The 21,680-nt window shown below is 38.7% G+C and carries 22 protein-coding genes and 1 pseudogene; 11 read left to right on the top strand and 12 right to left on the bottom strand.

Annotated features, from left to right (window positions below; translation table 11 throughout):
• Positions 1 to 260 precede the first annotated feature (260 nt).
• Positions 261 to 1,037 (top strand): DUF1003 domain-containing protein, encoded by a 777-nt coding sequence (locus tag AB3Y88_RS07530; RefSeq protein WP_054757940.1) that lies wholly within the window; start codon positions 261 to 263, stop codon positions 1,035 to 1,037.
• Between the two features lie 94 nt (positions 1,038 to 1,131).
• Here AB3Y88_RS07530 and AB3Y88_RS07525 read toward each other — a convergent pair whose 3' ends face one another.
• The 8 genes from AB3Y88_RS07525 to AB3Y88_RS07490 form a co-directional block, all read right to left on the bottom strand.
• Complete coding sequence (locus tag AB3Y88_RS07525; RefSeq protein ID WP_228889827.1) at positions 1,132 to 2,046, bottom strand: glutathione S-transferase C-terminal domain-containing protein; 915 nt, start codon at positions 2,044 to 2,046, stop codon at positions 1,132 to 1,134.
• Positions 2,047 to 2,074: 28 nt separating this feature from the next.
• A complete protein-coding gene (locus AB3Y88_RS07520) occupies positions 2,075 to 2,851 on the bottom strand; it encodes a transporter substrate-binding domain-containing protein (RefSeq protein WP_054757938.1) in 777 nt (258 codons plus the stop codon).
• A complete protein-coding gene (locus AB3Y88_RS07515) occupies positions 2,848 to 4,227 on the bottom strand; it encodes an adenylosuccinate lyase family protein (RefSeq protein ID WP_228889830.1) in 1,380 nt (459 codons plus the stop codon). Before AB3Y88_RS07515 ends, AB3Y88_RS07520 begins: the two co-directional genes overlap by 4 nt.
• Positions 4,220 to 5,410 carry an aminotransferase class I/II-fold pyridoxal phosphate-dependent enzyme gene (locus tag AB3Y88_RS07510; protein ID WP_056960509.1) on the bottom strand — a complete coding sequence of 397 codons (1,191 nt, stop codon included), beginning with the start codon at positions 5,408 to 5,410 and terminating at the stop codon, positions 4,220 to 4,222. Before AB3Y88_RS07510 ends, AB3Y88_RS07515 begins: the two co-directional genes overlap by 8 nt.
• Positions 5,400 to 6,470: an iron-containing alcohol dehydrogenase family protein gene (locus tag AB3Y88_RS07505; protein WP_056960511.1), complete on the bottom strand. Its 1,071-nt coding sequence runs from the start codon at positions 6,468 to 6,470 to the stop codon at positions 5,400 to 5,402. The genes AB3Y88_RS07510 and AB3Y88_RS07505 overlap by 11 nt, the downstream gene beginning before the upstream one ends.
• Positions 6,471 to 6,579: 109 nt before the next feature.
• Positions 6,580 to 7,140 (bottom strand): GNAT family N-acetyltransferase, encoded by a 561-nt coding sequence (locus AB3Y88_RS07500; protein ID WP_228889833.1) that lies wholly within the window; start codon positions 7,138 to 7,140, stop codon positions 6,580 to 6,582.
• A gap of 603 nt (positions 7,141 to 7,743) precedes the next feature.
• The gene (locus AB3Y88_RS07495; RefSeq protein WP_056960514.1) at positions 7,744 to 8,598 is read right to left on the bottom strand and encodes a YitT family protein; all 855 of its coding nucleotides are present in this window, start codon (positions 8,596 to 8,598) and stop codon (positions 7,744 to 7,746) included.
• Positions 8,599 to 8,670: 72 nt separating this feature from the next.
• Complete coding sequence (locus AB3Y88_RS07490) at positions 8,671 to 9,024, bottom strand: DUF1516 family protein (protein WP_056960517.1); 354 nt, start codon at positions 9,022 to 9,024, stop codon at positions 8,671 to 8,673.
• A 256-nt stretch (positions 9,025 to 9,280) separates the two neighbouring features.
• On the opposite strand from AB3Y88_RS07490, the gene AB3Y88_RS07485 reads away from it, so the two are divergent.
• The 3 genes from AB3Y88_RS07485 (at position 9,281) to AB3Y88_RS07475 (ending at position 12,090) form a co-directional block, all read left to right on the top strand.
• Positions 9,281 to 10,246 (top strand): DUF1307 domain-containing protein, encoded by a 966-nt coding sequence (locus AB3Y88_RS07485; RefSeq protein ID WP_228889836.1) that lies wholly within the window; start codon positions 9,281 to 9,283, stop codon positions 10,244 to 10,246.
• Positions 10,247 to 10,437: 191 nt separating this feature from the next.
• The gene (locus tag AB3Y88_RS07480; RefSeq protein WP_056960520.1) at positions 10,438 to 11,385 is read left to right on the top strand and encodes an AEC family transporter; all 948 of its coding nucleotides are present in this window, start codon (positions 10,438 to 10,440) and stop codon (positions 11,383 to 11,385) included.
• A gap of 96 nt (positions 11,386 to 11,481) precedes the next feature.
• Entirely contained in the window at positions 11,482 to 12,090 is a 609-nt protein-coding gene (locus AB3Y88_RS07475) for a superoxide dismutase (protein WP_228889839.1), read from the top strand.
• A gap of 271 nt (positions 12,091 to 12,361) precedes the next feature.
• Here the strand turns inward: AB3Y88_RS07475 and AB3Y88_RS07470 are convergent, their stop codons facing one another.
• Positions 12,362 to 12,736: a helix-turn-helix domain-containing protein gene (locus AB3Y88_RS07470; RefSeq protein ID WP_228889841.1), complete on the bottom strand. Its 375-nt coding sequence runs from the start codon at positions 12,734 to 12,736 to the stop codon at positions 12,362 to 12,364.
• A gap of 140 nt (positions 12,737 to 12,876) precedes the next feature.
• On the opposite strand from AB3Y88_RS07470, the pseudogene AB3Y88_RS07465 reads away from it, so the two are divergent.
• Positions 12,877 to 14,065, top strand: a pseudogene (locus AB3Y88_RS07465) (NADH-dependent flavin oxidoreductase).
• Between the two features lie 232 nt (positions 14,066 to 14,297).
• Here AB3Y88_RS07465 and AB3Y88_RS07460 read toward each other — a convergent pair.
• Positions 14,298 to 15,155 carry an alpha/beta fold hydrolase gene (locus AB3Y88_RS07460; RefSeq protein ID WP_228889847.1) on the bottom strand — a complete coding sequence of 286 codons (858 nt, stop codon included), beginning with the start codon at positions 15,153 to 15,155 and terminating at the stop codon, positions 14,298 to 14,300.
• A 373-nt stretch (positions 15,156 to 15,528) separates the two neighbouring features.
• Between AB3Y88_RS07460 and amaP the strand changes: the two genes are divergently transcribed.
• From amaP to AB3Y88_RS07435, 5 genes are all read left to right on the top strand, one after another.
• Positions 15,529 to 16,086, top strand: a complete 558-nt coding sequence (gene amaP, locus AB3Y88_RS07455; RefSeq protein ID WP_228889849.1) for an alkaline shock response membrane anchor protein AmaP — start codon at positions 15,529 to 15,531, stop codon at positions 16,084 to 16,086.
• An 11-nt stretch (positions 16,087 to 16,097) separates the two neighbouring features.
• A complete protein-coding gene (locus AB3Y88_RS07450; RefSeq protein ID WP_054757929.1) occupies positions 16,098 to 16,283 on the top strand; it encodes a DUF2273 domain-containing protein in 186 nt (61 codons plus the stop codon).
• A gap of 27 nt (positions 16,284 to 16,310) precedes the next feature.
• On the top strand, positions 16,311 to 16,853 hold the full coding sequence (locus tag AB3Y88_RS07445; protein WP_228889853.1) for an Asp23/Gls24 family envelope stress response protein: 543 nt from the start codon (positions 16,311 to 16,313) through the stop codon (positions 16,851 to 16,853).
• 15 nt (positions 16,854 to 16,868) lie between these two features.
• Positions 16,869 to 17,120, top strand: coding sequence for a GlsB/YeaQ/YmgE family stress response membrane protein (locus tag AB3Y88_RS07440; RefSeq protein WP_056960528.1), 252 nt, complete (start codon positions 16,869 to 16,871; stop codon positions 17,118 to 17,120).
• Between the two features lie 452 nt (positions 17,121 to 17,572).
• Positions 17,573 to 18,154 (top strand): hypothetical protein, encoded by a 582-nt coding sequence (locus AB3Y88_RS07435; protein ID WP_228889859.1) that lies wholly within the window; start codon positions 17,573 to 17,575, stop codon positions 18,152 to 18,154.
• Positions 18,155 to 19,135: 981 nt separating this feature from the next.
• On the opposite strand, the gene AB3Y88_RS07430 is transcribed toward AB3Y88_RS07435, so the two are convergent.
• A complete protein-coding gene (locus tag AB3Y88_RS07430) occupies positions 19,136 to 19,765 on the bottom strand; it encodes a DJ-1/PfpI family protein (RefSeq protein WP_228889861.1) in 630 nt (209 codons plus the stop codon).
• Positions 19,766 to 19,861: 96 nt separating this feature from the next.
• Here AB3Y88_RS07430 and AB3Y88_RS07425 point away from each other — a divergent pair, with 96 nt between their 5' ends.
• Entirely contained in the window at positions 19,862 to 20,800 is a 939-nt protein-coding gene (locus tag AB3Y88_RS07425) for a YafY family protein (RefSeq protein WP_228889864.1), read from the top strand.
• Positions 20,801 to 21,324: 524 nt separating this feature from the next.
• On the opposite strand, the gene AB3Y88_RS07420 is transcribed toward AB3Y88_RS07425, so the two are convergent.
• Positions 21,325 to 21,666, bottom strand: a complete 342-nt coding sequence (locus AB3Y88_RS07420) for an N-acetyltransferase (protein ID WP_228889867.1) — start codon at positions 21,664 to 21,666, stop codon at positions 21,325 to 21,327.
• Positions 21,667 to 21,680 lie beyond the last annotated feature (14 nt).

Below are 21,680 nucleotides of genomic sequence, written 5' to 3'. Positions count from 1 at the left end.
ATTGCAGCAATTTTTAAGCGGATTGAAGGTTTCTTTCTACGTGTGCCGTTTGACATTAAAATAATCATCCCTTATACTAAATATGATTGCAAAGTAACTTGGTTTCCAGGAAAGGCAGGTGGGTTAGTATGTCAGATAATCATATATGTTCTTCAAACGACGATGGTCCCGCGCATTTGCAAAGCTTAACAGCTGGGGAAGATAACCCACTTGCGAGCTTTGCTGTACGCGCATTTTAAGTAATTGAGGTGTTTTATCTCATGGAACAAAAGCGTACAGTTTTTTGTCTAGTAGATCATAAAAACTATGATTTAATAGATGGCGTTTTCCTGGAAGATTTGGATGGTTCTATTAAAGCGTTGATTCGCCGGGACTTTCCAAAGGCAGCAAACCAAGACTTTATTTGTAGTGAGCATCTGGTTCATTATCGTTTGCAGAAAATGGATCAGATGATTGCAAAGGACTACCGGCAAAACCGCCGGATTAATCAAAAACTAACGAGGGTCATGGAAAAAGACGCTTACGAGGTAGTTGATGTCCAGAAGCAATTGGAAAACTCGTTGACATTTGGTCAGAGGGTAGCGGACGCTGTTGCCCAATTCGGGGGTAGTTGGCCCTTTATTATTTCTTTTGTTTCACTAATGATTTTATGGATTTTAATAAATACGTTCCATTGGTTTGGCATAAATTTTGATGCCTTCCCTTTCATTTTACTTAATCTTTTTTTAAGTATGGTAGCTGCGGTTCAAGCTCCATTTATTATGATGAGTCAAAATCGAGCTGCGAAGTATGATCGGATGGAATCACGTAACGATTATCATGTCAATTTAAAGTCTGAAGAAGAGATTCGAGTCTTGCATTCAAAGATTGATCACCTGATTCAGCAAGATCAGCCCAATATTTTACAGATTCAAAAAATTCAAACAGAGATGTTGGGTTCTATTGAGTCGCAAGTTAATGAACTGCGACGTCTCCAAAATTATTTTGAAGAAAACCAAGCTGATAAACAACAAGCTAGCAATCAAAAAAATGATTAGTAATGTTATTTCTAAATAAAGTTGAGCAGTGCGGGCAAAACACATGTTTTGTCTGAGCTGCTCAACTTTATTTTATCCTTGCTTATTTGAATTGTTATCTCGACTCCCACGCGCTTACATCAGGTCCAACCGGCAAGACATTAGAAAAGCCTGCAACTACTTGTGTCCCTTGATAAAAATGCTGTTTAATTGCGAGAAAATCTGTATTTTGTTTAAAAGCTTGCAGGTGATATAATCTCCTAGCGTAATGCCACAAATTCGGCAAAGCAGATAGAGGCTGCTTATTCAATTTATTTTTATAATAATAGACTACATCAAACCGCACTAATTGGACAAACAAAAGAAGATCACTTAAAGTAAGCTGACGCCCTAAAAGATACGGTTGCGCTTCAAGCTGCTTTTCAAAAACAGCCAATTGATCAAAGTATTGATCCACTAAACGTTCATATTCCTCCTGTGTGGCACTTTCTTCGATTTGGCCGCTAACCTGCGCTAAGTTAGTGATAATTTGCTGATTAGTCTGTAAAATCTGTGTCTCTAGCCTAACTGGAAAAAGCTCTGGTGCATCTTTTGGAATAAACTTTTTCCACTGTCTGGATAACTCGCTTAGTAATTGAGCCGAAGAGTGATTAACTACTTTTCCAGTCTTAAGATCTACCAAAGCCGGAACACTTGCACGCCCAGTAAAAGCTGGCTCTGTTTTTTGATAACTTTTTGACAATCGGTTAATCTGCAACAGTGGATCTAATTCACTGTCCTGTTCCCCAAAAAACCAATCATTATCAACCCCTGTATGCCTTAATGCGTACACTGGACTTTTGCCAATCACCTGATCTAAGTGTAATAAGTCCAGTAAAATTGCCACGGGAGTCGCCCATGGACAAAAGGCACCCCAAACTAATGTATAGCGTCCCTTTTCAAGCGGCAATTCACCTGTCGCAAAACTTTTGTCACGTACCTGTTCAGCTGTTTCAAGTTGAGGCTGCCATGCGCATGCATTCTTACTCATCTGATCATCCCTTCCTGTTTTTTTATGATTATTCATGTGACACATCGACACCAGAAAAATACTTTTTCGAAAGCCTTGCTAGCGTGCCGTCTTTTTGTAACTCGCCAAGTGCCTGATTGAATTTCTTTTGTAACTTTTTGCCTTGGCTATTCTTATTAAAGGTCAACGCAATTCTTTCAGGTGCAAAATCACCCTTTAGAATTTTTAGCGGCAACTTCTTTTGTTTAATTAATGCCGCCAAGATCGCCCGTGCATTAGAATAGCCAACTGTTTGCTGATTAATAACGGCATTCAAAGCCCCTTCACGATCATCATAGGTTTTGACATTTGTTGGAAATGACAGCTTTTTTAATTGTTGAATTTGAATCGAGCCTACTGTCGCCGCGATCGTTTTATTCTTCAATTGCTGCAAAGCTGTCAATGAAGATTGCTTGCTGACTACTACTGCTGATTTAAAATAGCCATATGGTTTTGAAAAATAAAATTGCTGCTGGCGTTCCGGCGTAATCGTAATATTACTTGCAACTGCATCTACTTTATTGCTTTGCAGTTGCCCAAACAATCCGTCAAAACTAGTTGTTTTAAATTCAACCTGATAGCCAATTTTCTTAGCCGCTGCCTTGGCAACGTCCACGTCAAAACCTTGTAGTTGATTATCTTTTTTGTAAGAGCCTGGAAAACTGACTCCGGTCGTCACAATTCTGATCGTCTTCTTTTGGCTACCAGCTGCCTTTGAACATCCTGCCAGCACAAAAATTAAAGCCAACAGCAACACTAAATAACTAAGTCCATTTTTTTGCTTCATTCTAGCTCTGCCTCCTTGTGCTGTGTAATTGCAGCTGCCTTTTTTAAAACCGCTGTGATCTTTTCTTCTAGACTTCCCAGTTGTGCCGTAGCGTCCAGCCAGCTAAGCAGCTCAGCTTTAGAAAAGTTAGTTCTTACTTTATCTTCGGCATATAAGACGTCGATGAAACTAAGATGCTGTTCAATTGCTTTCATTGCACTTTGATAAACTAATTGATGTGCGGTTTGTTTTCCCACAGCATTCCCGAGCTGGAACATAATCCGTTCAGCAAATGGCAACCCATTTTGTAATTCAAGGTTCCTGCGCATTTGCTCTGCGTTAACCTGCAGGCCAGAGAGAATCGCGGTAGCATTTACTAACTGTGCATCCAAGTAGTTGGTAATTTCAGGTAAAACTACCCATTCATTCCGCCAGTGAATGGCGTCCCGTTCACCATCAATCAGCATTGACTCCAGCATCAGCCCAACATCTTTAAAGACTGGTTGCGTTAAGCTTGCTAAGCCTTCAAGCAAAGCCGGATTACGTTTTTGCGGCATCGTCGATGAACCAATCTCACCTTTTTTAAATGGTTCCCAGACTTCATTAACTTCAGTTTTCATCAAATTAAATAATTCATGCCCAATTTTGCCTAACGTACCTGAATAGATCCCTAAAACAGCAGCAAATTCTGAGAAACGGTCACGCGCAGGTTGCCAGGAAATCAGCGGAACGTCTAGTCCCAGTTCCTGTAATACTCTGCGTTCAATTTCTGGTCCTTGAGGTCCAAAAGCGGCGTACGTACCCACAGCACCATTGAGATTCCCTACAAATCGCTGATTCGTTGCTAGCGCGTCTAGGCGTTGCTGATCTCGCAGCAGCTCATCTAACCAAATCGCTAATTTAAAGCCGAAGGTGATTGGAATTGCTTGAATCCCATGTGTCCGCCCAATCATCAAAGTGTGGCGGTAACGTTTTGTCTGCTGAGAAAGAACTGTCAGAAGTTGAACACTATGTTTTTGCAGCAATTCATATGCCTGTTTGACCTGTAGCATAGTCCCAGTATCAACAATATCCTGGGTCGTTGCGCCATAATGCACATATTCCCCAGCTGTGGTTCCTGCTAAAACCTGCAAGTGATCAATTAAGGCAATTAATGAATGCCGCTTTTCAGCACTTTGTTTTGCAAGTTCTTCGATCCTAAAATTCTCAATTTTAGCACTTTGCACAATTTTTTTTGCGGCAGTTTGCGGAATCACTCCTAGCTGACCTTCAATCTTTGAAAGAGCAGCCTCAACTTTTAACTGCTGCGTTATTTTATTTTGATCGCTCCAAATTATTCTCATCGCTGCGGTACTAAAGTTATTTTGTAAGAGCTGTGAATCCAAAACATCAGTCAAATTGTCCACTCCCTTCGTGATAATCTTTTACAAATTCAACAATTCGTTTGCACCCTGTAAGCAAAACTGCCGTTGAAGTCACTAAACTTATTCGAAAATACCCTTGCCCGTTTTTGCCAAAGGCACTCCCGGGAACAACCGCCACCTGTTTTTGTTTAAGCAGTTCGGCTGCAAATTGACGCTCATCTTTGATCGTTGCTGGCAGTCTTACCCAGCTAAAAAAAGTTCCAGCTGAATGTGCTACAGCAAAACCATTTTCTTCCAATACTCGCATGACACTTCGCCTTTTTGAATAAAGTGCACGCAGCTTTTGCCGCTGTTTCTTTTGTGAAAGCAATGCAAAGCTCCCAGCATTTTGAACAACATTGAAGGTTCCACCGACAGAATTTTGAATATAGGTTTTCAATAACTTAATAATTGAAGCATTCCCCACTGCAAAGGCACAGCGCCAACCCGCCATGTTAAACGTCTTAGATAGCGTGTAAATCTCAATTCCAGTTTCTTTTGCCCGCCGACTTTGCAAGAAACTAGGTGCCGGTTTTGCAAATGAAAGATCAGCATAGGCAAAGTCATGTACAATGGCGATCTTATGCTGCAACCCAAAAGCTGCGACCCGCTCGAAAAATTCTGATGTAGCACCCGCTCCAGTCGGGTTATGCGGATAATTCAAAAACATTAACTTAGCCTTTTGTGCAATTTCTGGCGGAATCAAACTCAAATCCGGCAGGTAATTATTCTCTGCCAGTAGCGGCATGCGCCATTCTGTGGCTCCGCTCATGGTGATTCCAATATGATATCCGAAAAAAGCCGGATCAGGCGTCAAAATGACATCGCCACTGTTAGCCAAAGCCATCGGTAGCGCCGTCAAGGCTGCTGTGGACCCGCTAAAAACAGTCACTTCATCAGCTGCAAGGGTTACTTGATACTCAGCCGCATAAAATTTTCGGATAGCTGCCTTCAGATTTTCATTACCGCCATAAGGTGGATACCCGTAATTTTGCGGCTGTTCCAGTTCGCTTTTGGCCTTCGCAACAATTTGCGGAAAAGTGGGCTGATCTGGGTTTCCACGCCCCAAATTGATGACTTTCATTCCTTGTTTTTCCAAAGAACGGATTTGTTTTTGCTGAATAGCTAAGTATTTCTGCCCTACTTGTGCAATGCGTTGAGATGCTTTAAATTGCATTTTCACGTGCACCTCCCAACGAATTGATGGCTGCAAAGACTTTTGCCTCGGATAAGTTAGGATAGACGGTCTGAATTCTAAGATTTGTGGGAGCAACCATCTCTGTCGCAATTGCGTGAATCACAGCGGTTTTGGGTTGCAACTTCAGTTCTGCAAGCTGCGTTGGCAAACCAATGCGCTGATAAAACTCCAATAATTCTGCTAACTCAGTGTACTCTGCTTCAATTGCTAACTGTACCAATACTCCAAAGGCCACAATCTCGCCATGCGTTTTAACTGGATGAGCAACAGCTTTTAAGTAACTGTTATGAAAGCTGTGTGCTGCTACACTACGCCCGCGTGCTGCAGCGAACCCATCTACAGAAGCAGCTACCAAAAAAATTGTATCTAACAGCGCTGAAAAAGTCTGTTCATCAAGTTTATCTAAGTCGCTAATCGCCAAAGTCCGTTCTCGTGTAATTTCGATTGCCTTTCTAGCAATCTCTAAAATTGCTCCTTGAGCTGCAGGAACATTCAAACGCCGGCGAATCTCATACCATTTTGCTAAAGTATCTCCAATGCCGGACAATAGATACTGCTTTGGTGCATGCCTTAACAACAGTGGATCTACTAGGACCAAGTTAACCGGTTCTGCATGTCGCTTACGCCCGCACAATTCATGGGCTTTTTCTGTATAAATCATGCTTTTAGTGGTAATTGCAGCACAATTTGAGGGAACAGTGGGAATATTAATTAGCGCTGTCTTGGTCTGAGCGGCGACAATTTTTGCAGTATCTAGCAGTTGCCCTCCACCTAAAGCAATTATCACGTCTTCATCTTTAACAGACTGCGTAATCCGCTGTGCTTCTGCATCAGTACAGCTTCCTGCAAAAAGAAGCACACGTTCCTGCTCATAGAAACCCGCAGGCAGATACTTTCGCGTAGCCTGGATAACCCTTTGATCTGTTAGCACCAATGGTTTTTGATACCCCTTTGCACTTAAAATCTGTCTGAGTTGTCTTAAAATTCCTGCCTCATTCACATATTCTGCCGGACTCAATCGAACTGGATTCCATTTCATCACAATACCTCCTCTTTTCAAGCAAACGCTTTGCTCATCAAATCGTCCTTCAAAATAAGCTTTTAAGTCCGCCCCCTGTTTCTGACCATTGTTTAGCGATCATCATTTTTTACGGATTATTGACTGGTTTGGCAAGGACGGTTTGAAAATAAGAATCATTAAGTTTGAGTGCCTGTTCTTTATTCAAAATTTTTACAAGATATGCAGTTTGATGATCTGGAAACTTGCGCACTGTTGCAACATGTATAAAACCTAACGACTGATAAACCTGCCGCAGCCAAGGATGTTCAAGCGCCGTTCCCAAACTAACTGCTGGAGCATTTAACGTCTCCTTGATGTATTGCTCAATTACCAGCGTAATTATTTGCTTTGCATATCCATGGTGCTGATATTCCGGATTAGTCGCGATCCATCCCAAATGCGGAAGCTTGAACGGCCCGGGGTCATTTCCCCAAGGTAAGCGGACTGAAACCGTTGCAATCAAATTTTGCTGTTCATCTGTTAGCACAAAGGTCGGTGTATTGACAATATGTTGTGCAACGGCTTCAGCCCTAACCTTTGCGGCTCCAAAATGAATTTGTAATGCTTCATCTGCAGCGTAAGCAGCATGCAATAGTGCGGTTAATTGTGCTGCCTGTCCTGTTGCACCGGACAATCTTGTAAATTCCATTAAGCTTTAACTCCTTTATTTTTGTACTTTAATCTCTGCCTCAAAAATTCAGTTTGCTGTTTCACCTCCGGACCTTGTTATAATTTATGCATTCATGCGTACCTATTTTGCTGCTTGTTTTAACCGCAAACAAAAAAGGTTTTCGCTCCTATACAAAAAAATGTACAGGGACGAAAACCTTCGTGGTACCACCCGTTATTTATACAAACATCACTGTTTATACCTTGCCAGCACCTGCTGATGCCTGGGACTGTATCGTGTCCGCACGGGTATGCAGCTTGCACTGGTAACCGTTCAACTCCGAGTTCATCTTCAACTATTTTTTGATTCCGCCCTTTCACTAACGGCGTTCGCTTTAAATCTACTCGATAGCCTACTCTTCTCATCAACGCATAATTATATTAAATTAATTGCTTCATTTGATCATTTTGATAAAAAGTTTCAAACTGAAATAGTCCGCTAGTATTTATCCAGCACACAAACTAGCACGCCAATCAAATACTGTTAATGAGATTTCAATTTGAATTTGATGATAACTATAATCGTGAGTCAGTAACTTGTCAACGTTTTTTTAATTATTTCTTAATAAAATATTCCTTTAAGCTATAGCAACTGATGCATCTGCAATCCACGCGCACTTCGAACATGTTCCACGACAATTAAGGCATTTGCATCCACCTTTTCAACAATCGGAACAACTTTTGCAATTTGAGCCGGTGTACAAACGAGATACAGCAAGGTGCGTTCGCGGCCACTATAGAAACCCTCGCCTTTTAGAACCGTGATGCCCTGTTGCAGTCTCTCAGAAAGCTCCGCCGCAATCGCTGCATGCGCATCTGAGACAATAAAAATTGCTTTTTTTGCCCCTACACGTGCAATAAACTGGTTCAATAACATGTCTGAAAGATAGAGTTCAAAAACCGTGAGTAACATATTTTGGAACCCGATAATAAAAACCATCGGCAAAGCAACACTCAAATCAAGAATCAAAGTTGCAGTTCCCGTTTGAATCCCCAGATAGCGATTGGCAATCTTCGCCAGAATTGTACTACCTGCAATCGTTCCACCACAACGCATAATAATTCCCAAAGCAATTCCCGTCAAAACACCGCTCGCAACCGTTGGAATGATTGTCTGGCTGGTATGGTACACGGCGACTACCGGTAATTTTAAAAAGACCGACAACCAAAAAATTGCCCACAATGATAAAAACGTTGTCCGTTTATCTAAAAAACGATATCCCGCAATCAGTAGCACGCCATTCAAGACAAAGTTCGTCAGATAAGGAGCAATTCCCAGTGTATAGTACGCAATTGTTGTTAACCCGACAACTCCACCTTCTCCTAAACGTGTTGGCAGCAAAAAATAATTAATCGAAACAGCATAGAGCAGTGTGCCTAAAACAATACCGGCAGCTTGTAAGCATAATTTGCGGTTCTTTGGGATCCCTTGTCTCATCTCTTCTTGCTCTCCTTATATCACAGCAGCCTGCTGGCAAAAAAACTGCTGCACTTTTATTTTCTTTAATGCTTATATGAAGGGATGCCCGTGTGCCAGTATCAACCCAATTATCCCAACCAACACACACATTCCAAAGGTTAACCAACGCATTGTGCCTGAAAGCGTGCCACGCAACTTCCGTGCAAACGCGACCTCAATTAATCCAAGTAGGCCAAACGCTGCAAGCACTTTGATAATTGTCAAAAACAAAGCACGCTGCCATGTAAATTCTAATAAAAAAATACCACTGATAATTGCAACCAGATAACAGACACGTGCAATCATTATACAACGCACTGCTCTGGTGGCAGATCCTGTTAAGCCACCAAATGTCACTCCCAGTAAAATCCCCCATGTTATTAAATGTAACCATAACCATATCATTTAAAAGACCTCTTTTTTTAATTAACGTGCTAAAAGATCTGCAACCACAAATTTTTGAAATTATTAAGCAGCTTAACCTTCAATTTCATTCTAACCTTTGCCAAAATAAAGCGCTAGTTATAATTAAACTTGCACCCACTCCTGTGCGTTTCACAACAGTCCTTTTGTAGGCTATTAACTTGTTAAAATCAGCACTTCTCAGATAAAATAAGGCTAACAAAAGGGGGAAAAGCGATCTACAAAGGGGGAGCTCACAATGAAAAGGTTTCAGGTTACACGGCTCATCTTGTTAGTCGTACTTTTGACAGGATTATTGGCCGGCTGTAGTTTTTTCCAAGAAAAACAGGTTACTTATCAACGCTTCGGCAGTGGCATTGATCTGCGTTTAACGTATTACGCTCGCAAAGATCGGGTCACACGTCAAACCACCAACAGTACAATTCTTTATTCCGCACTCGGAGTTACCAACAAAGCAGGGGCTAAACGTATATTGAACCCGCTCGCACAAAAGTATCAGGGAATTAAAGGGCTGCACGAAAAAATCACGTATCACAAGTACTATGCACGTGAAGAATTGAGTATTGATTACACCAAGGTCAATTTACAGAAGATAAAAAGCCTTCCAGGAATGTATTATTCAGGTTCTAAGAATAAACAAATCAGTTTAGAAAAAAGTGAAGCCCTGCTGCAGAAAAATAAATTTGTGAAGGTTGAAAATAAAAACTATAAAAAATTCACTAAAAAGCAGTTGACCCAAAAACCTTTCTCGATTACCGACTTCAACAGTATCAAACTTGCCGGTTCAAGCCTTGAGACTGCAGGAACTACAGTCGCTGCACTGACTAAAGAACTGGGACGTCCTGACAGCTCGCAAAAAACAAAAACAACTGGTGAAGAACGTGCCCGCTATCTGTGGTACCTCTCGCCTCTCAAAAATGCCTATCTTGCGGTTTATACTACTGGTGAGCGCATCACAACTAAGATGCTCAGCCGTGCAATCACTGCAGGCACTCAAATCTCAAGTACCCAATTTGATGCACTACAAACTGGAATTTCTTACGCCGATGTCATCAAGATGTTGGGCGAACCGCGCAGAGCATACGAACTTCGCAGTAGTTCAACCTCCTATTCAGTGCTGACTTATCAAGACAAGGCCACTACAACAAAAAGTTACAATTTCTACTTTAGCAACGGTAAACTGATCTCAAAACGCGAATCATAGTTGACTTCAAACAACATCCTCACCGCAAGTTCTCTTTACTGCCAGTTTGTTTTCGTAACTTTAAATCCGCTTTAACATACTTTTCAGCGTTATTTCCAGTTTTATTCCGTTCATTTCTGATTTTAACCATTCCAAAAGCCAATTTGTGGTAAGCTGTTTTTAATCATATTTTAATAAAGAGGATGTTGCTCATGTCATTTACGTTAGTTGTTGCGATTGCACCGATTATTTTTACACTTGCACTGGGTTATCTGGCAGGACTGCTAAAACAGTTTGATAAAAATGCTAGCCAACTTTTCATTGATCTTGTAATGTCTTACGCGCTCCCACTGAGTCTTTTCGGTGGACTGTTAGCAACTCAACGGGAAGTCATTATTCATGACTTGCCGTTATTTCTTTGGCTAGGCGTCGGGATGTTGCTGGTTTTTGTGATTTTAATTATCCTCTATAACTATTTATGCAGCAATTTAGGGCTAGCAGTCTTACGTGCGCTTTCTGTTGCGTGCCCCTCTGTGCCGTTCATGGGAACTTCTGTATTAGCAATTATTTTTGGAGGCACAGATAGTGTTATTTTGGTTGCAATTTGCGGTCTGTATCTCAATCTAGTTCAAGTTCCACTGAGTGTTTTGTTGTTATCAGTTGCAAAGGCACAAAAAAAGGATACTTTTGGCAGCGCAGCATCTGCTAAACAACGTCTGTTGAGTGCTTTAAAAAAGCCGCTGGTCTGGGCTCCTATCCTCGGTTTTACATTAAATTTAACAGGCTTTCATCTTGCAACTAGGTTTCAGCCGCTCTTTAGTGAGTTAGGTCAAGCTGCTGGGGGCGTGGCGCTCTTTTCCATTGGCATTATGCTTTATACTCAAAAATTTCATCTGACGATTCCTGTCTTGGTTAACGTTTTGCTTAAAAACATTGGTCTACCCTTAGTTGTATGGGGAATCATGCTACTTTTTCATGAGAGCTTTCACTTTCAGCAGATGGTAATTGCCACCCTGGCGATTCCTACAGCTGCAATGCCCAGTATGTTAGGCATTCAAAATCATCTGCATGAAGACGAGATGGCTTCAACACAACTCGTCAGTACACTTTTAGCCGTGATTACAATGAGCGTTTTCCTAGTGTTGTTACGCGTAGGTTAAGCAATAAATGAGCGTTTTAATGGAAAAAGTTGTCCACTTCAGTTACGCTTCAAGTAAACAAGTTGCTTTTCTCGGAAAATGAAAGGGGTTTTAAAAATGACCTTTACAGTTCCTGCTTTACCCTACGAGTACGATGCACTTGAACCGTATATCGATCAAAAGACGATGCAACTGCATCATGACAAACATCATCAGACATATGTGGACAAGCTAAATAAGGCATTAGAAGGACATCCCGAACTTGCTGACTATTCACTGACCGAACTCCTGCAAACCTTGGAAAAGCTGCCAGCTGACATAAAAACAGCAGTCAGAAACAATGGCGGGGGACACGCTAACCATACATTATTTTGGGAAAGTCTAACACCTTCTTTTGACACCGCTCCCACGGGTGCTCTTTTAGCGAAGCTTGAAACTGCTTTTGGCAGTGTCACTGAATTTAAAAAAGAATTTACCGCAGCTGCTGTAGGAGTTTTTGGTTCTGGCTGGGCATGGCTGGTCGCAGATGCAGAAGGTAATTTAAGCATTCTAGGGCTGCCTAATCAGGATTCTCCAATAACTTCCGGGAAAAAACCGCTTCTTGGTTTGGATGTGTGGGAACATGCATATTATTTGAAGTACCAAAATCGACGCCCTGAATATATTGCAGCCTTTTGGCACATTGTTAACTGGGAAAAAGTGGCACAGCGCCTAACGGACCATTAAGCTTAATCTGCAATTAGAACGTGACTAAATAAAAAGGGGTTGTGACAAAAGTAAAATTTTGTCACAGCCCCTCTTTTATTCCGGATAAACGTGTTCCATAAGTCAAAATTCTCCGTCTAACTTCGAATTACTCATAGCAAAGTACTCGCTGTGTTCGTAATTTCGAGTTAGCACTCAAATTTTCCCGACTTATGTCACACACTCTCTTTTTATTACTTTTAGCAGTGCTGCTGCATTAAATACTATCAACTCACATTTCTATTATTTTTTCTCAAAAATTTAGATATCCGTTATGATCTTTAGCTAACAAGGTTACTGACTGACCTTCAGCTTGTAGATTTGCTACTCTTTTTTCACCCCAAATAGACATTGCTACAAGTATTTCTCTCAAAGTTTTGCCTTCATCGGTTAAAGAATATTCAACTTTTGGGGGAACCTGTTTGTAAATTTTACGTGTTATTATTCTATCTTCTTCCAACTCCCGCAATTGTTGGGTCAACATCTTTTGAGTAATATTCGGAATGTAGCGTTTTAACGTACCGGTCCTAATAGGCCCATTGCCTAGATGACATAATATAATTGGTTTCCATTTACCACCAATCACATCTAATGTGGCTTCTACCCCAATATGATAAATTTTTTCCATCATTAACCTTCCTTTGTTACACAATAGGAACTTTTTAGTACCTATAATACTTTTTTGTGTGTACTTGTTTATATAATTGTAAAAAGTATACTATCACATGTAATAAATAAAATCTAATGAAAACTAAAGGAGTTAGCTAGATGACAACACAGACATTTTTATCACAATTTAAATTTAGTAATGGGCTAGAACTAAAAAATCATATAGTAATGTCACCTATGACAACAATGACAAGCTTTTACAATGGGATGGTTACCACCGATGAAATTAAATACTATGCAACTCGAGCAGGAGGACCAGGAATGATATTGACTGGTGTAGCAAATGTGAGTGATGATGGAAGGGGTTTTGAAGGTGAACTATCGGTCGCTCACGATGAGATGATACCGGGATTAACACAATTAGCAAAAGCTATTCATAAAGATGGGACTAAAGGAATTTTACAGATATTTCATGCAGGTCGTAAAGCTAATAGTTCGATTCTCAGGGGCACACAACCAGTTAGTGCTAGTGCAATTGCAGCCAGTTATCCAACAAATTCTGAAGTACCAAGATCTCTCACTGCTGCTGAAATTCAGCAAATTATCTCTGATTTTGGTGCCGCTACTAAACGAGCTATTCAAGCTGGATTCGACGGCGTAGAACTTCATGGAGCTAATACGTATTTATTACAACAATTTTATTCAGAAAACTCTAATCAAAGAACAGATGAATGGGGTGGATCAAGGAAAAAGCGTTTGAAATTTCCACTAGAAGTCATAAATAAGGTAAAAGAAATTGCTAAAAAATATAGCAAGAGACCATTTGTAGTAGGATACAGAATTTCTCCAGAAGAGATTGAGACACCAGGTATTCGATTAGAAGACTCCCTGTTTTTTGTTGACCAAATTAAAGACAGTGTTGACTATATTCACCTCTCAATAGGTAGCTATAAACGGACATCATTGAATAATCCAAACAATAAAAATTCACTAATTTCTCAGTTTGCAAAACATACTCAAGGTGTTTTACCTCTTATTGGAGTTGGATCAGTTGAAACACCTAGAGATGCTGAAGCTGTAATGGCTGAAGGTGCTGATTTAGTCGCTGTTGGTCGTGAACTTATTAGAGAACCACAATTGGGTACAGAAAGTTGCTAAAAATGACTTAGCTAGTATTCGAACAGAAATTAGTCCCCTAGACATGGATGAATTAAATATTCCGCCTGTTATGCAGAGTTATTTGAGAAAAAGTTTTTATTCTGTTATGCATTTTACAGACGATCCAGCGGTTTATAAAGACTATAAAAATACGTTTGCGCCAATGGAAGGATTTGAAAAAAAGCTTTAAGATACAGCACTGTAAAATCGATTTTAGCTGTTACGTGATACAATACAAACTTAGAAAGTTATTTTTTAATGACATAGATCTTTTATTTTGAAAAAATATGAAAGAAAATGTCCAAAATAAAAAAATTTAAATTATACTAGTAGCCCCCAATATCTATAATTAAGATGTTTGAGGGCTACTATTTCAATATTTTTAAAGAGAGATTTGTATGCCATAGAGCCCTACTTCATCCTTAAACTAAGCTTTTAATGAACTCTAGAATTTGTGCAGCTAAGTCAGCCGGCTTCTCTTCTGGAATATAATGTCCAGATTCCTTAATCGTTCTTCCGTTAACTGATTTTCCTAAGGTTTTTAGTTTTTCAAAAAGATCCCGTGATGAACCGAATTCACCATTAATTGTAAGAAGCGGAATGACTATTTTTTTGGTGCATAAAGGTTCATTAATCTTAAAATCATCCAAAACGGCACGATAATACCCAAGCATTCCCCGCATAACTCCTAATTGACGATATTCTTGTACATATTCAGCAATATCTTCTTTTGTAAAAGCAGTGCGCCAATTACGTGCCTTATTAGAAAAGAACCATTCAAGTAAAACCCGTTCTTTACCCTTTAATAACTCTTCAGGTAAATCAGGAATAACATTAAATAGAAAATGCCAACTTCGCCAACTTTCTGCGTCTAGTGGGATTTGTTTTTGTAATGTTACTCCAGGAATATTTGCATCAATCAGCGTAATACCTAAAAGATCGTCTGGAAATAGGTGTGCGTAGGTAAAACCAACCCAACTTCCGACATCATGACCAACATATAAAATTTTTTTTAGCCCTAATTGAATAACTAATTCATGTATTCTGTGCGCGGTTGTTTTCGTATCATATCCTGATCGTGGAACACTTGAATATCCTTGACCAGGCAAGTCGATTGCTAAAACATGATATTGTTTGGCTAAAAGCGGCCAGACTTTACGCCACGCATAAGCACTTTGTGGAAAACCTGCAATCAGAAAAATTGTGGGCGCTGTTTCTTTTCCATCCTCATAAATGTGCCAAGTAATATTATCTTTAGCAGCAATAAAGCGTTCCTGCATTTTTATCCCTCCACTTTTGAAATAACTTAATTTGAAAAAATACGTTGCTAGGACAATAATCTATAGGTCCCACTACTCATCCCTCATTTTACCTTAAATTGTGGGCTTGTTTGCAAGATAAGCTTGGGTCTTCCTTCTTCTTCACATTCTCTTTGTCCTAAATTCACCCGCCCCTGCTTTCAATAGTTTCATTACCATCTTGTATGTAAAAAAAAGCACGTAATTTATTAACTCACTTGCAGGTCTCTAATGGGAGAAAACAATATTTTATTTAAAAAAAAGCCCGAGGGTAAGCGCTTGTCATATATAAATGCATATAGTTCTAAGCTTTTTATGTGTTCTGTTATACTGTAAATGTAAAGGTGGTGATAATGTGCGACTTATATTTAAGATCCTAATAGTAGTAGGTATCATTCTCGCGGCCCCCTTATCAATTGCACTGATCTGGCAGAATTGGGCAGCTGCGGTTGGAACTACTCCTATATCGTTTCACTTTGACTGGTTGACTCAGTACGAACCACTATATCTCTTCTGGAGTGGGGTTATTCTGGCGACATTTTTAGTGTTTCTCTTATTTATCACTCTCTTTTGGCCACGCGCGCGCTCACTGTATCTCCATCAAAAAGCTGATGGGCAGGTCACAGTTAGTAAAAAGGCCATTGAAAACTTTACTCTTTCGGCGCTGCAACAAGAGCCTTTTATCGGAAATCCCAGGGTGTCTGCCAAGTTGTCACAAAATAAAATTAAGCTCAAAATCTCAGGCGACCTGCTAAATTCGATAAATGCAAAACAACATACGGCGGCTTTCTTGAATCAACTTAAGGAGGACTTACGCACCTGTCTTGGCATTTCAAAGCAAAAAGCGATCACGATTCGGCTCGTAAATTTTAATGCTTCTGAGTCTAATATGAAACAGTCTCGCGTTATTTAGGAGGTGATAATGTGACCGAACTCATCAAGGCCTATCGTTGGCCCATCATTGGCGGACTCGTAGGCCTACTCCTTGCGGTTCTTATCATCACCATTGGCTTCCTTAAAACCTTGGTGATTCTAATTTTCGTTGCACTCGGCATCGCAGTTGGTTACTACATTGAGAAAACTGGTGTCTTATCAAAGCTATTCAAGTAACTATTTAAATTAAGGGAGGAAAAAATTATGCAAAATGGAACATCTAATTCAAAAACAATTCCCGACAAAAAGCCAGGCATTAAAGGTGAGTTAACTTTTGAAGATAAGGTTATCCAAAAGATCATTGGGATCGCACTTTCTGAAGTGAAGGGCTTGCTAACCGTAGATGGGGGATTCTTCTCTAATATTGCTGAAAAATTAGTCAATACTAACGATGTTACAGCGGGCATCGATGTCGAAGTTGGTAAAAAACAAGTGGCTGTCGATCTCGACATTGTCGCTGAATATGGCATTGACATTTCAAAAATATACGATCAAATCAAGGACGTCATTGTCCGTGAGGTGAAGCGGATGACCGACTTAGAAGTGATTGAGGTCAATGTGAATGTTGTCGATGTCAAGACAAGGGAACAGCATGAAAAAGACTCAGTTTCTCTGCAAGACCGTGTTAGTGATGCTACCGATAAAACGAAGGAAGCAGTTAGCAAGGGTGCAAAGAAATCGAAGGAAACATTAAATGAAGGCGTGGATAAAGTAACGCCTGACAATGAACCTAGTCGTGTTAACTAAAGGAGAAGATATCTTATGGGATTAATTTGGTCATTAATTGTTGGCGCTATCATTGGCGCTATTGCTGGTGCAATCACTAATCGTGGAGCAGCCATGGGTTGGATTGCAAATATCGTTGCTGGCTTAGTCGGCGCGTGGATTGGTCAAGGACTATTAGGCACTTGGGGGCCATCGTTAGCCGGAATGGCGCTGATCCCATCCATCATTGGGGCAGTTATTTTGGTCCTAATCGTTTCCTTTTTCTTTGGTCGAACCAGTAAGCGATAAGAAATGCTGACCTAGCTGTTTTAAAAAGCCATCTTAAAATTTATAATAATTGCTGCCACTTTCATCAGAAATGCTATAAGTAGTGTGGTGGTGGGCGGTAAGCTTAGCCGCTCAGTGGATGATTTAGATGGTAAGTTACATCGGTGTGTGTCAAAAGTTAACTTTTGACACACACCCTTTTATTCCGTATAAACGTGTTCCATAAGTCAAAATTTTTCGTCTAACTTCACATTACTTATGACAAGGGCTGCACGTTGATCGTAGTTCCACGTTAGTACGCAAATCTTCTGGTTTTAATTTTGTCAACGCTTTAAAAGCAAAAAGCTTTACAAGTCGTAGAGTCTTCTGTGTTGAGCAATCTTTAATCTAGGAAACAATCAACACGCAAATTACATTTCAAAAGCGAAACTTATTTGCTATACTGTTTTAAAATAATAAACGAGGTGTTTACATTGTCCCTAAGTCAACTATTTTTTACTATTTTGAGCTTCATGATTATATGTGCTGTTCTTTTTTTTATACTTTTACTTCAAATGTTTAAAATGCGAAAAAGCTTAAGAAAAAATATGTTAATTTTCAAGCAAGCGTTAAACCAGTTCAAAAATGAACATCGTATCTCTGATTCAAAAAGCATTAACTTTATTACAGCTGCTAACTATCAGCCTGCGAAGTCCCTGCAAAAAATAATCGGCTTAAACATGATTCCAACATTCATTTTATTAGGCACATTCTTTTTGGAAGTCCCTTTTTATATAAGTATAGCGTTGCTTATAATTTTTATTGGAGCCGCATTGTTGCTACCAGTGTATTATTTATATTTAAAAAAACATGACACAGAGTTTTTTCTAAAAAACAAGCTTAGCTCTAGTAATGATGAAAAAAATAAATTAATCCTGCAATTTGATCAAAAAATTGCAGGATTAAACAGAAAGATAACCTTCAATTCATTACAAGCATTTGAACTTTTAAATATTGTTATGATTTGCGGTGCGCTTCTGCAAATTATCAGAGCTCAGTTTACCTTATCCTTTTAGTATCACTGTAAGCATCACAATTCCAGTAGTAACAGCTTCTGAAGCCACACCAGCACCTTTAATGAGATATAGTCCTTCTTGTCCCAATTTTATAGAAAATTTCAGCAATAATAATTGCATACTCATGTTTGATTGCTTGTCCACTCGCAAATGGAGTTGAAAGACACAGCTTAAACACACAAATTAATGATGCAGTTAATCCTTATTTGATATACTAAGTTAAAATAACAAATGGGGTGTGTGATGTCATTAGTTCAACTATTTTTTACTATTTTGGACTTCATGATTATATGTGCTGTTCTTTTTTCATACTTTTATTTCAAATGTTTAAAATGCGAAAAAACTTAAGCAAGAACATCCTGAGCTTTAAACACAAGTCAAACCAGTATAAAAAATTACATAAGAATAGCACCAACAATACGCAAGCTATTTCGACCAACACCTATCACCCTGCGAAATTTTTGCGAAAAATACCGGTCTTAAACACAATTCCAATAATTATTTTTTTAGCTGCAATCACTTTTAAAGCTTCTTTTTACATAGTATTAGTATTGCTGGTACTTTTTAGCATTGTTGCACTGGTGCTACCAATTTATTATTTATATTTAAAAAAACATGCTGCTGACTTTTTCTAAAAAACAGTTTTAAGGCCTGGGATTCCCTGATAGACAGCGGAAGAACTAAATTAATTTTAGCGTTTGATCGGGAAGTTGCATGCTTAAATAAAAAGATCACTTATTACACTAGGCATCTTTGAAGTTTTAAACTTTGCGATGATTTGTGGTACATTAGCGCAACTTATTTTAATGAACAATCCGTCCTCTTTTTTTATTAGCCTCGTTGAAAGCTACTACAGAAAAACTCAATGCTCCTTTTAAAACGCTCAATGACAATGAATCTAAAATTTCACTTTAACTTTTGGTGTATCACGCTTTATGCGCTAGAGACCTTTCTTAATTTCAACGAAAATATTTAATCACTTTATTCAGCTGGTAAGGTTTTCATAAGTTTAAAGAAGAACTTGGTATTACCTGTACTAAAATAGGCATACCAAAAATCTAATGTATCTTTCTTAAATACCTCTAAGCTTTCCATAATTTGCTTCGTCCACATCAAAGCCCCAGCTGAACCTGCAGTTATAAGATTATTGTTGCTCACAGAACATTGGTCTCTATAGTATTTTTCACCTCTATAATTAACTGAAACCATCTCAAGAAATTCCAAACCATTGCTAGTGTGTAACCAATTGTCTAATAGTCCAAAATCTGCCAGTGCCACTGTAGCCCCACAAATAGCTCCTACTATACCTCCTGCAGCGAGTAATGCTTTCGCTTTTTCAATCACAGCTGCATTTTGAAGCTTACTCCACGTATCAGCACCTGGTAACAAAAGTACATTACCATCATTTATTTCAACATCTTCAACTAAACAATCAGGAACAATTTTCATTCCTCCCATAGTTTTAATTGCTTTTTTCGAATAACCGACTGTTTTAATCATAAGTAAGGGGGCATCTTTTTTAAAAAAGCGTCTAGAATTTAACTCTGCGGTCACATATCCTAATTCCCAATCTGCTAGCGTGTCTAATACATAAATATAAATTGTCTTCATAAGTTTCCTCCTGTTATTGGTTCTGTTATTATCATACTAGGTGATTGTTGACAGCATTATGGCAACAAGGGCAAATATTTTTAGAATGGACATTAAATGAAAGTTAATAGACTTGTTAGTATTATTATGACGCTTATTGATAAAGAGCGAATAAGTGCAAAAGGATTAGCGGAGATGTTTGAAGTCTCAAAACGTACAATTTATCGAGATATAGAAGCAATTAACATGGCGGGTATCCCTATACGTTCTACCTCTGGTGTTGGTGGCGGTTTTGAAATTATGGAAGCCTATAAAATTGATAAGAAGGTTTTTTCCGAATCAGATATAACTACTCTTTTAATAGGAATTTCCACTATTCCAAACATAATAAAGAATAAGGATTATGCAAACACACTTGCAAAACTTCAAAGTTTTATCCCTGTGGAAAAGCTAGAAACTACTAATTTACAAACAGAACAAATATCTATCGATTTTAGTCATTGGATTGAAAATAGAAACCTAGAGCCTTATTTAAATATCATAAAAATTGCTCTACAGGAAAATAAATTACTTTCATTTGAATACATTAATCATAAAGGAAACAGGACTAAGCGCCAGGTGGAGCCTTACAGCCTTGTGTTAAAAAGCAGTCAGTGGTATCTCCAAAGCTATTGTTTAAAACGAAAAGACTTTCGCTTATTTAAATTAACTCGTTTATCAAATCTAGAAATGGAAGAAATTAACTTTGTTCCCCAAAAATATAAACAACCTTTTTTAAACACACCAAAAACGCTGTCAAAACTTCAGACAACCACTAAGCTCCGTATTCATGAATCAATTATGGAACGACTTCTTGATTACTGCGCTTGGGATAAATTTTTACCAGCTGGTGACAATTACTATATCGTTAACTTCCCCTTCATAGAAAACGAGTATTACTATGGTATTCTTCTAAGTTTCGGGGAACGTTGTGAATGCTTAGAGCCCTTACATGTTCGTCTAGAATTAAAAAGAAGAATAGGTAGATTAGCAAAGTTGTATAATAATAACATTTAGCAATGAGCTGGATCAGAAACTAAATTTCAACTTGTCCTTCTATTTATTCTGGATAAACGGATTTCATAAATCAAAGCTCTCCATCTGAGATACAATTCAATCTGTCTAACAATCATGGGGCACTTCACGTTGTGGTAGCTTCGTTCTACAGGACTTAGGCTATGAATTTATTTTTTTATTTTTTACTCGTTGCACTTCAATTGCAAATCCGTCATACAAAAAAGCAACCTCATTTCGGCAGAATAACAAAATAAAGTTGTTTAAAAAATAAACATCAAATTATATTATTGCAAACAGTGTATAGTCTGCAAGTATAAAAATTAGCCGTACTAACTATAAGTTCTAACTAACTATGTACTACAGTATCGTTTTACAAAAATTCGCGGTATCTTTCCACAAATCATGGTGTACGCTGTCTCCCGTAACAAATTAATCAATAGCTTTCAATGATTTCTCACTCAAAATTGATGGATTTCCACCAAATAACAGCATTTCAGACCTAATTGCACACATTCTGCTCAAAATTAATCTAATGTTTTCTCAAATCTCTTTTGACTTTTATTATTAACGTATCCCAACTTTTTATAAAATTCATGAGCACCCAAGCGAGATTCTCCTGAATTTAACCTTATACTACTTACTCCACAATTTTTAGCTATTTTTTCAACTTTAAGCATTAACTGTTTACCAATCCCTTTATTTTGAGAGGTAGCATCAACTGCCAAAGCTAAGATGTTAAACATCGGATCAAAGTAAGTTTCTTCATACAGTTCTGCATGTATGTCAGCAACGGTTGTAAAATGTTGGAAAATACCGATTAGAAAATGTCGGTTTTCCAACATTTTTTTACGGTAAAATAAACGCATCTCAAATTTGGAGG

The organism is Liquorilactobacillus satsumensis (assembly GCF_964065465.1).
GTDB lineage: Bacteria > Bacillota > Bacilli > Lactobacillales > Lactobacillaceae > Liquorilactobacillus > Liquorilactobacillus satsumensis.
The sequence above is the reverse complement of the archived record's forward strand: the minus strand, read 5'-3'. Positions and strand labels throughout refer to the sequence as shown.

Coding starts and splice junctions, on each gene's coding strand:
- AB3Y88_RS07530 (WP_054757940.1), top strand. CDS start 261: ATGGAACAAAAGCGTACAGTTTTTTGTCTAGTAGATCATAAAAACTAT.
- AB3Y88_RS07525 (WP_228889827.1), bottom strand. CDS start 2,046: ATGAGTAAGAATGCATGCGCATGGCAGCCTCAACTTGAAACAGCTGAA.
- AB3Y88_RS07520 (WP_054757938.1), bottom strand. CDS start 2,851: ATGAAGCAAAAAAATGGACTTAGTTATTTAGTGTTGCTGTTGGCTTTA.
- AB3Y88_RS07510 (WP_056960509.1), bottom strand. CDS start 5,410: ATGCAATTTAAAGCATCTCAACGCATTGCACAAGTAGGGCAGAAATAC.
- AB3Y88_RS07505 (WP_056960511.1), bottom strand. CDS start 6,470: ATGAAATGGAATCCAGTTCGATTGAGTCCGGCAGAATATGTGAATGAG.
- AB3Y88_RS07500 (WP_228889833.1), bottom strand. CDS start 7,140: ATGGAATTTACAAGATTGTCCGGTGCAACAGGACAGGCAGCACAATTA.
- AB3Y88_RS07495 (WP_056960514.1), bottom strand. CDS start 8,598: ATGAGACAAGGGATCCCAAAGAACCGCAAATTATGCTTACAAGCTGCC.
- AB3Y88_RS07490 (WP_056960517.1), bottom strand. CDS start 9,024: ATGATATGGTTATGGTTACATTTAATAACATGGGGGATTTTACTGGGA.
- AB3Y88_RS07485 (WP_228889836.1), top strand. CDS start 9,281: ATGAAAAGGTTTCAGGTTACACGGCTCATCTTGTTAGTCGTACTTTTG.
- AB3Y88_RS07480 (WP_056960520.1), top strand. CDS start 10,438: ATGTCATTTACGTTAGTTGTTGCGATTGCACCGATTATTTTTACACTT.
- AB3Y88_RS07475 (WP_228889839.1), top strand. CDS start 11,482: ATGACCTTTACAGTTCCTGCTTTACCCTACGAGTACGATGCACTTGAA.
- AB3Y88_RS07470 (WP_228889841.1), bottom strand. CDS start 12,736: ATGGAAAAAATTTATCATATTGGGGTAGAAGCCACATTAGATGTGATT.
- AB3Y88_RS07460 (WP_228889847.1), bottom strand. CDS start 15,155: ATGCAGGAACGCTTTATTGCTGCTAAAGATAATATTACTTGGCACATT.
- AB3Y88_RS07445 (WP_228889853.1), top strand. CDS start 16,311: ATGCAAAATGGAACATCTAATTCAAAAACAATTCCCGACAAAAAGCCA.
- AB3Y88_RS07440 (WP_056960528.1), top strand. CDS start 16,869: ATGGGATTAATTTGGTCATTAATTGTTGGCGCTATCATTGGCGCTATT.
- AB3Y88_RS07430 (WP_228889861.1), bottom strand. CDS start 19,765: ATGAAGACAATTTATATTTATGTATTAGACACGCTAGCAGATTGGGAA.
- AB3Y88_RS07425 (WP_228889864.1), top strand. CDS start 19,862: ATGAAAGTTAATAGACTTGTTAGTATTATTATGACGCTTATTGATAAA.
- AB3Y88_RS07420 (WP_228889867.1), bottom strand. CDS start 21,666: ATGCGTTTATTTTACCGTAAAAAAATGTTGGAAAACCGACATTTTCTA.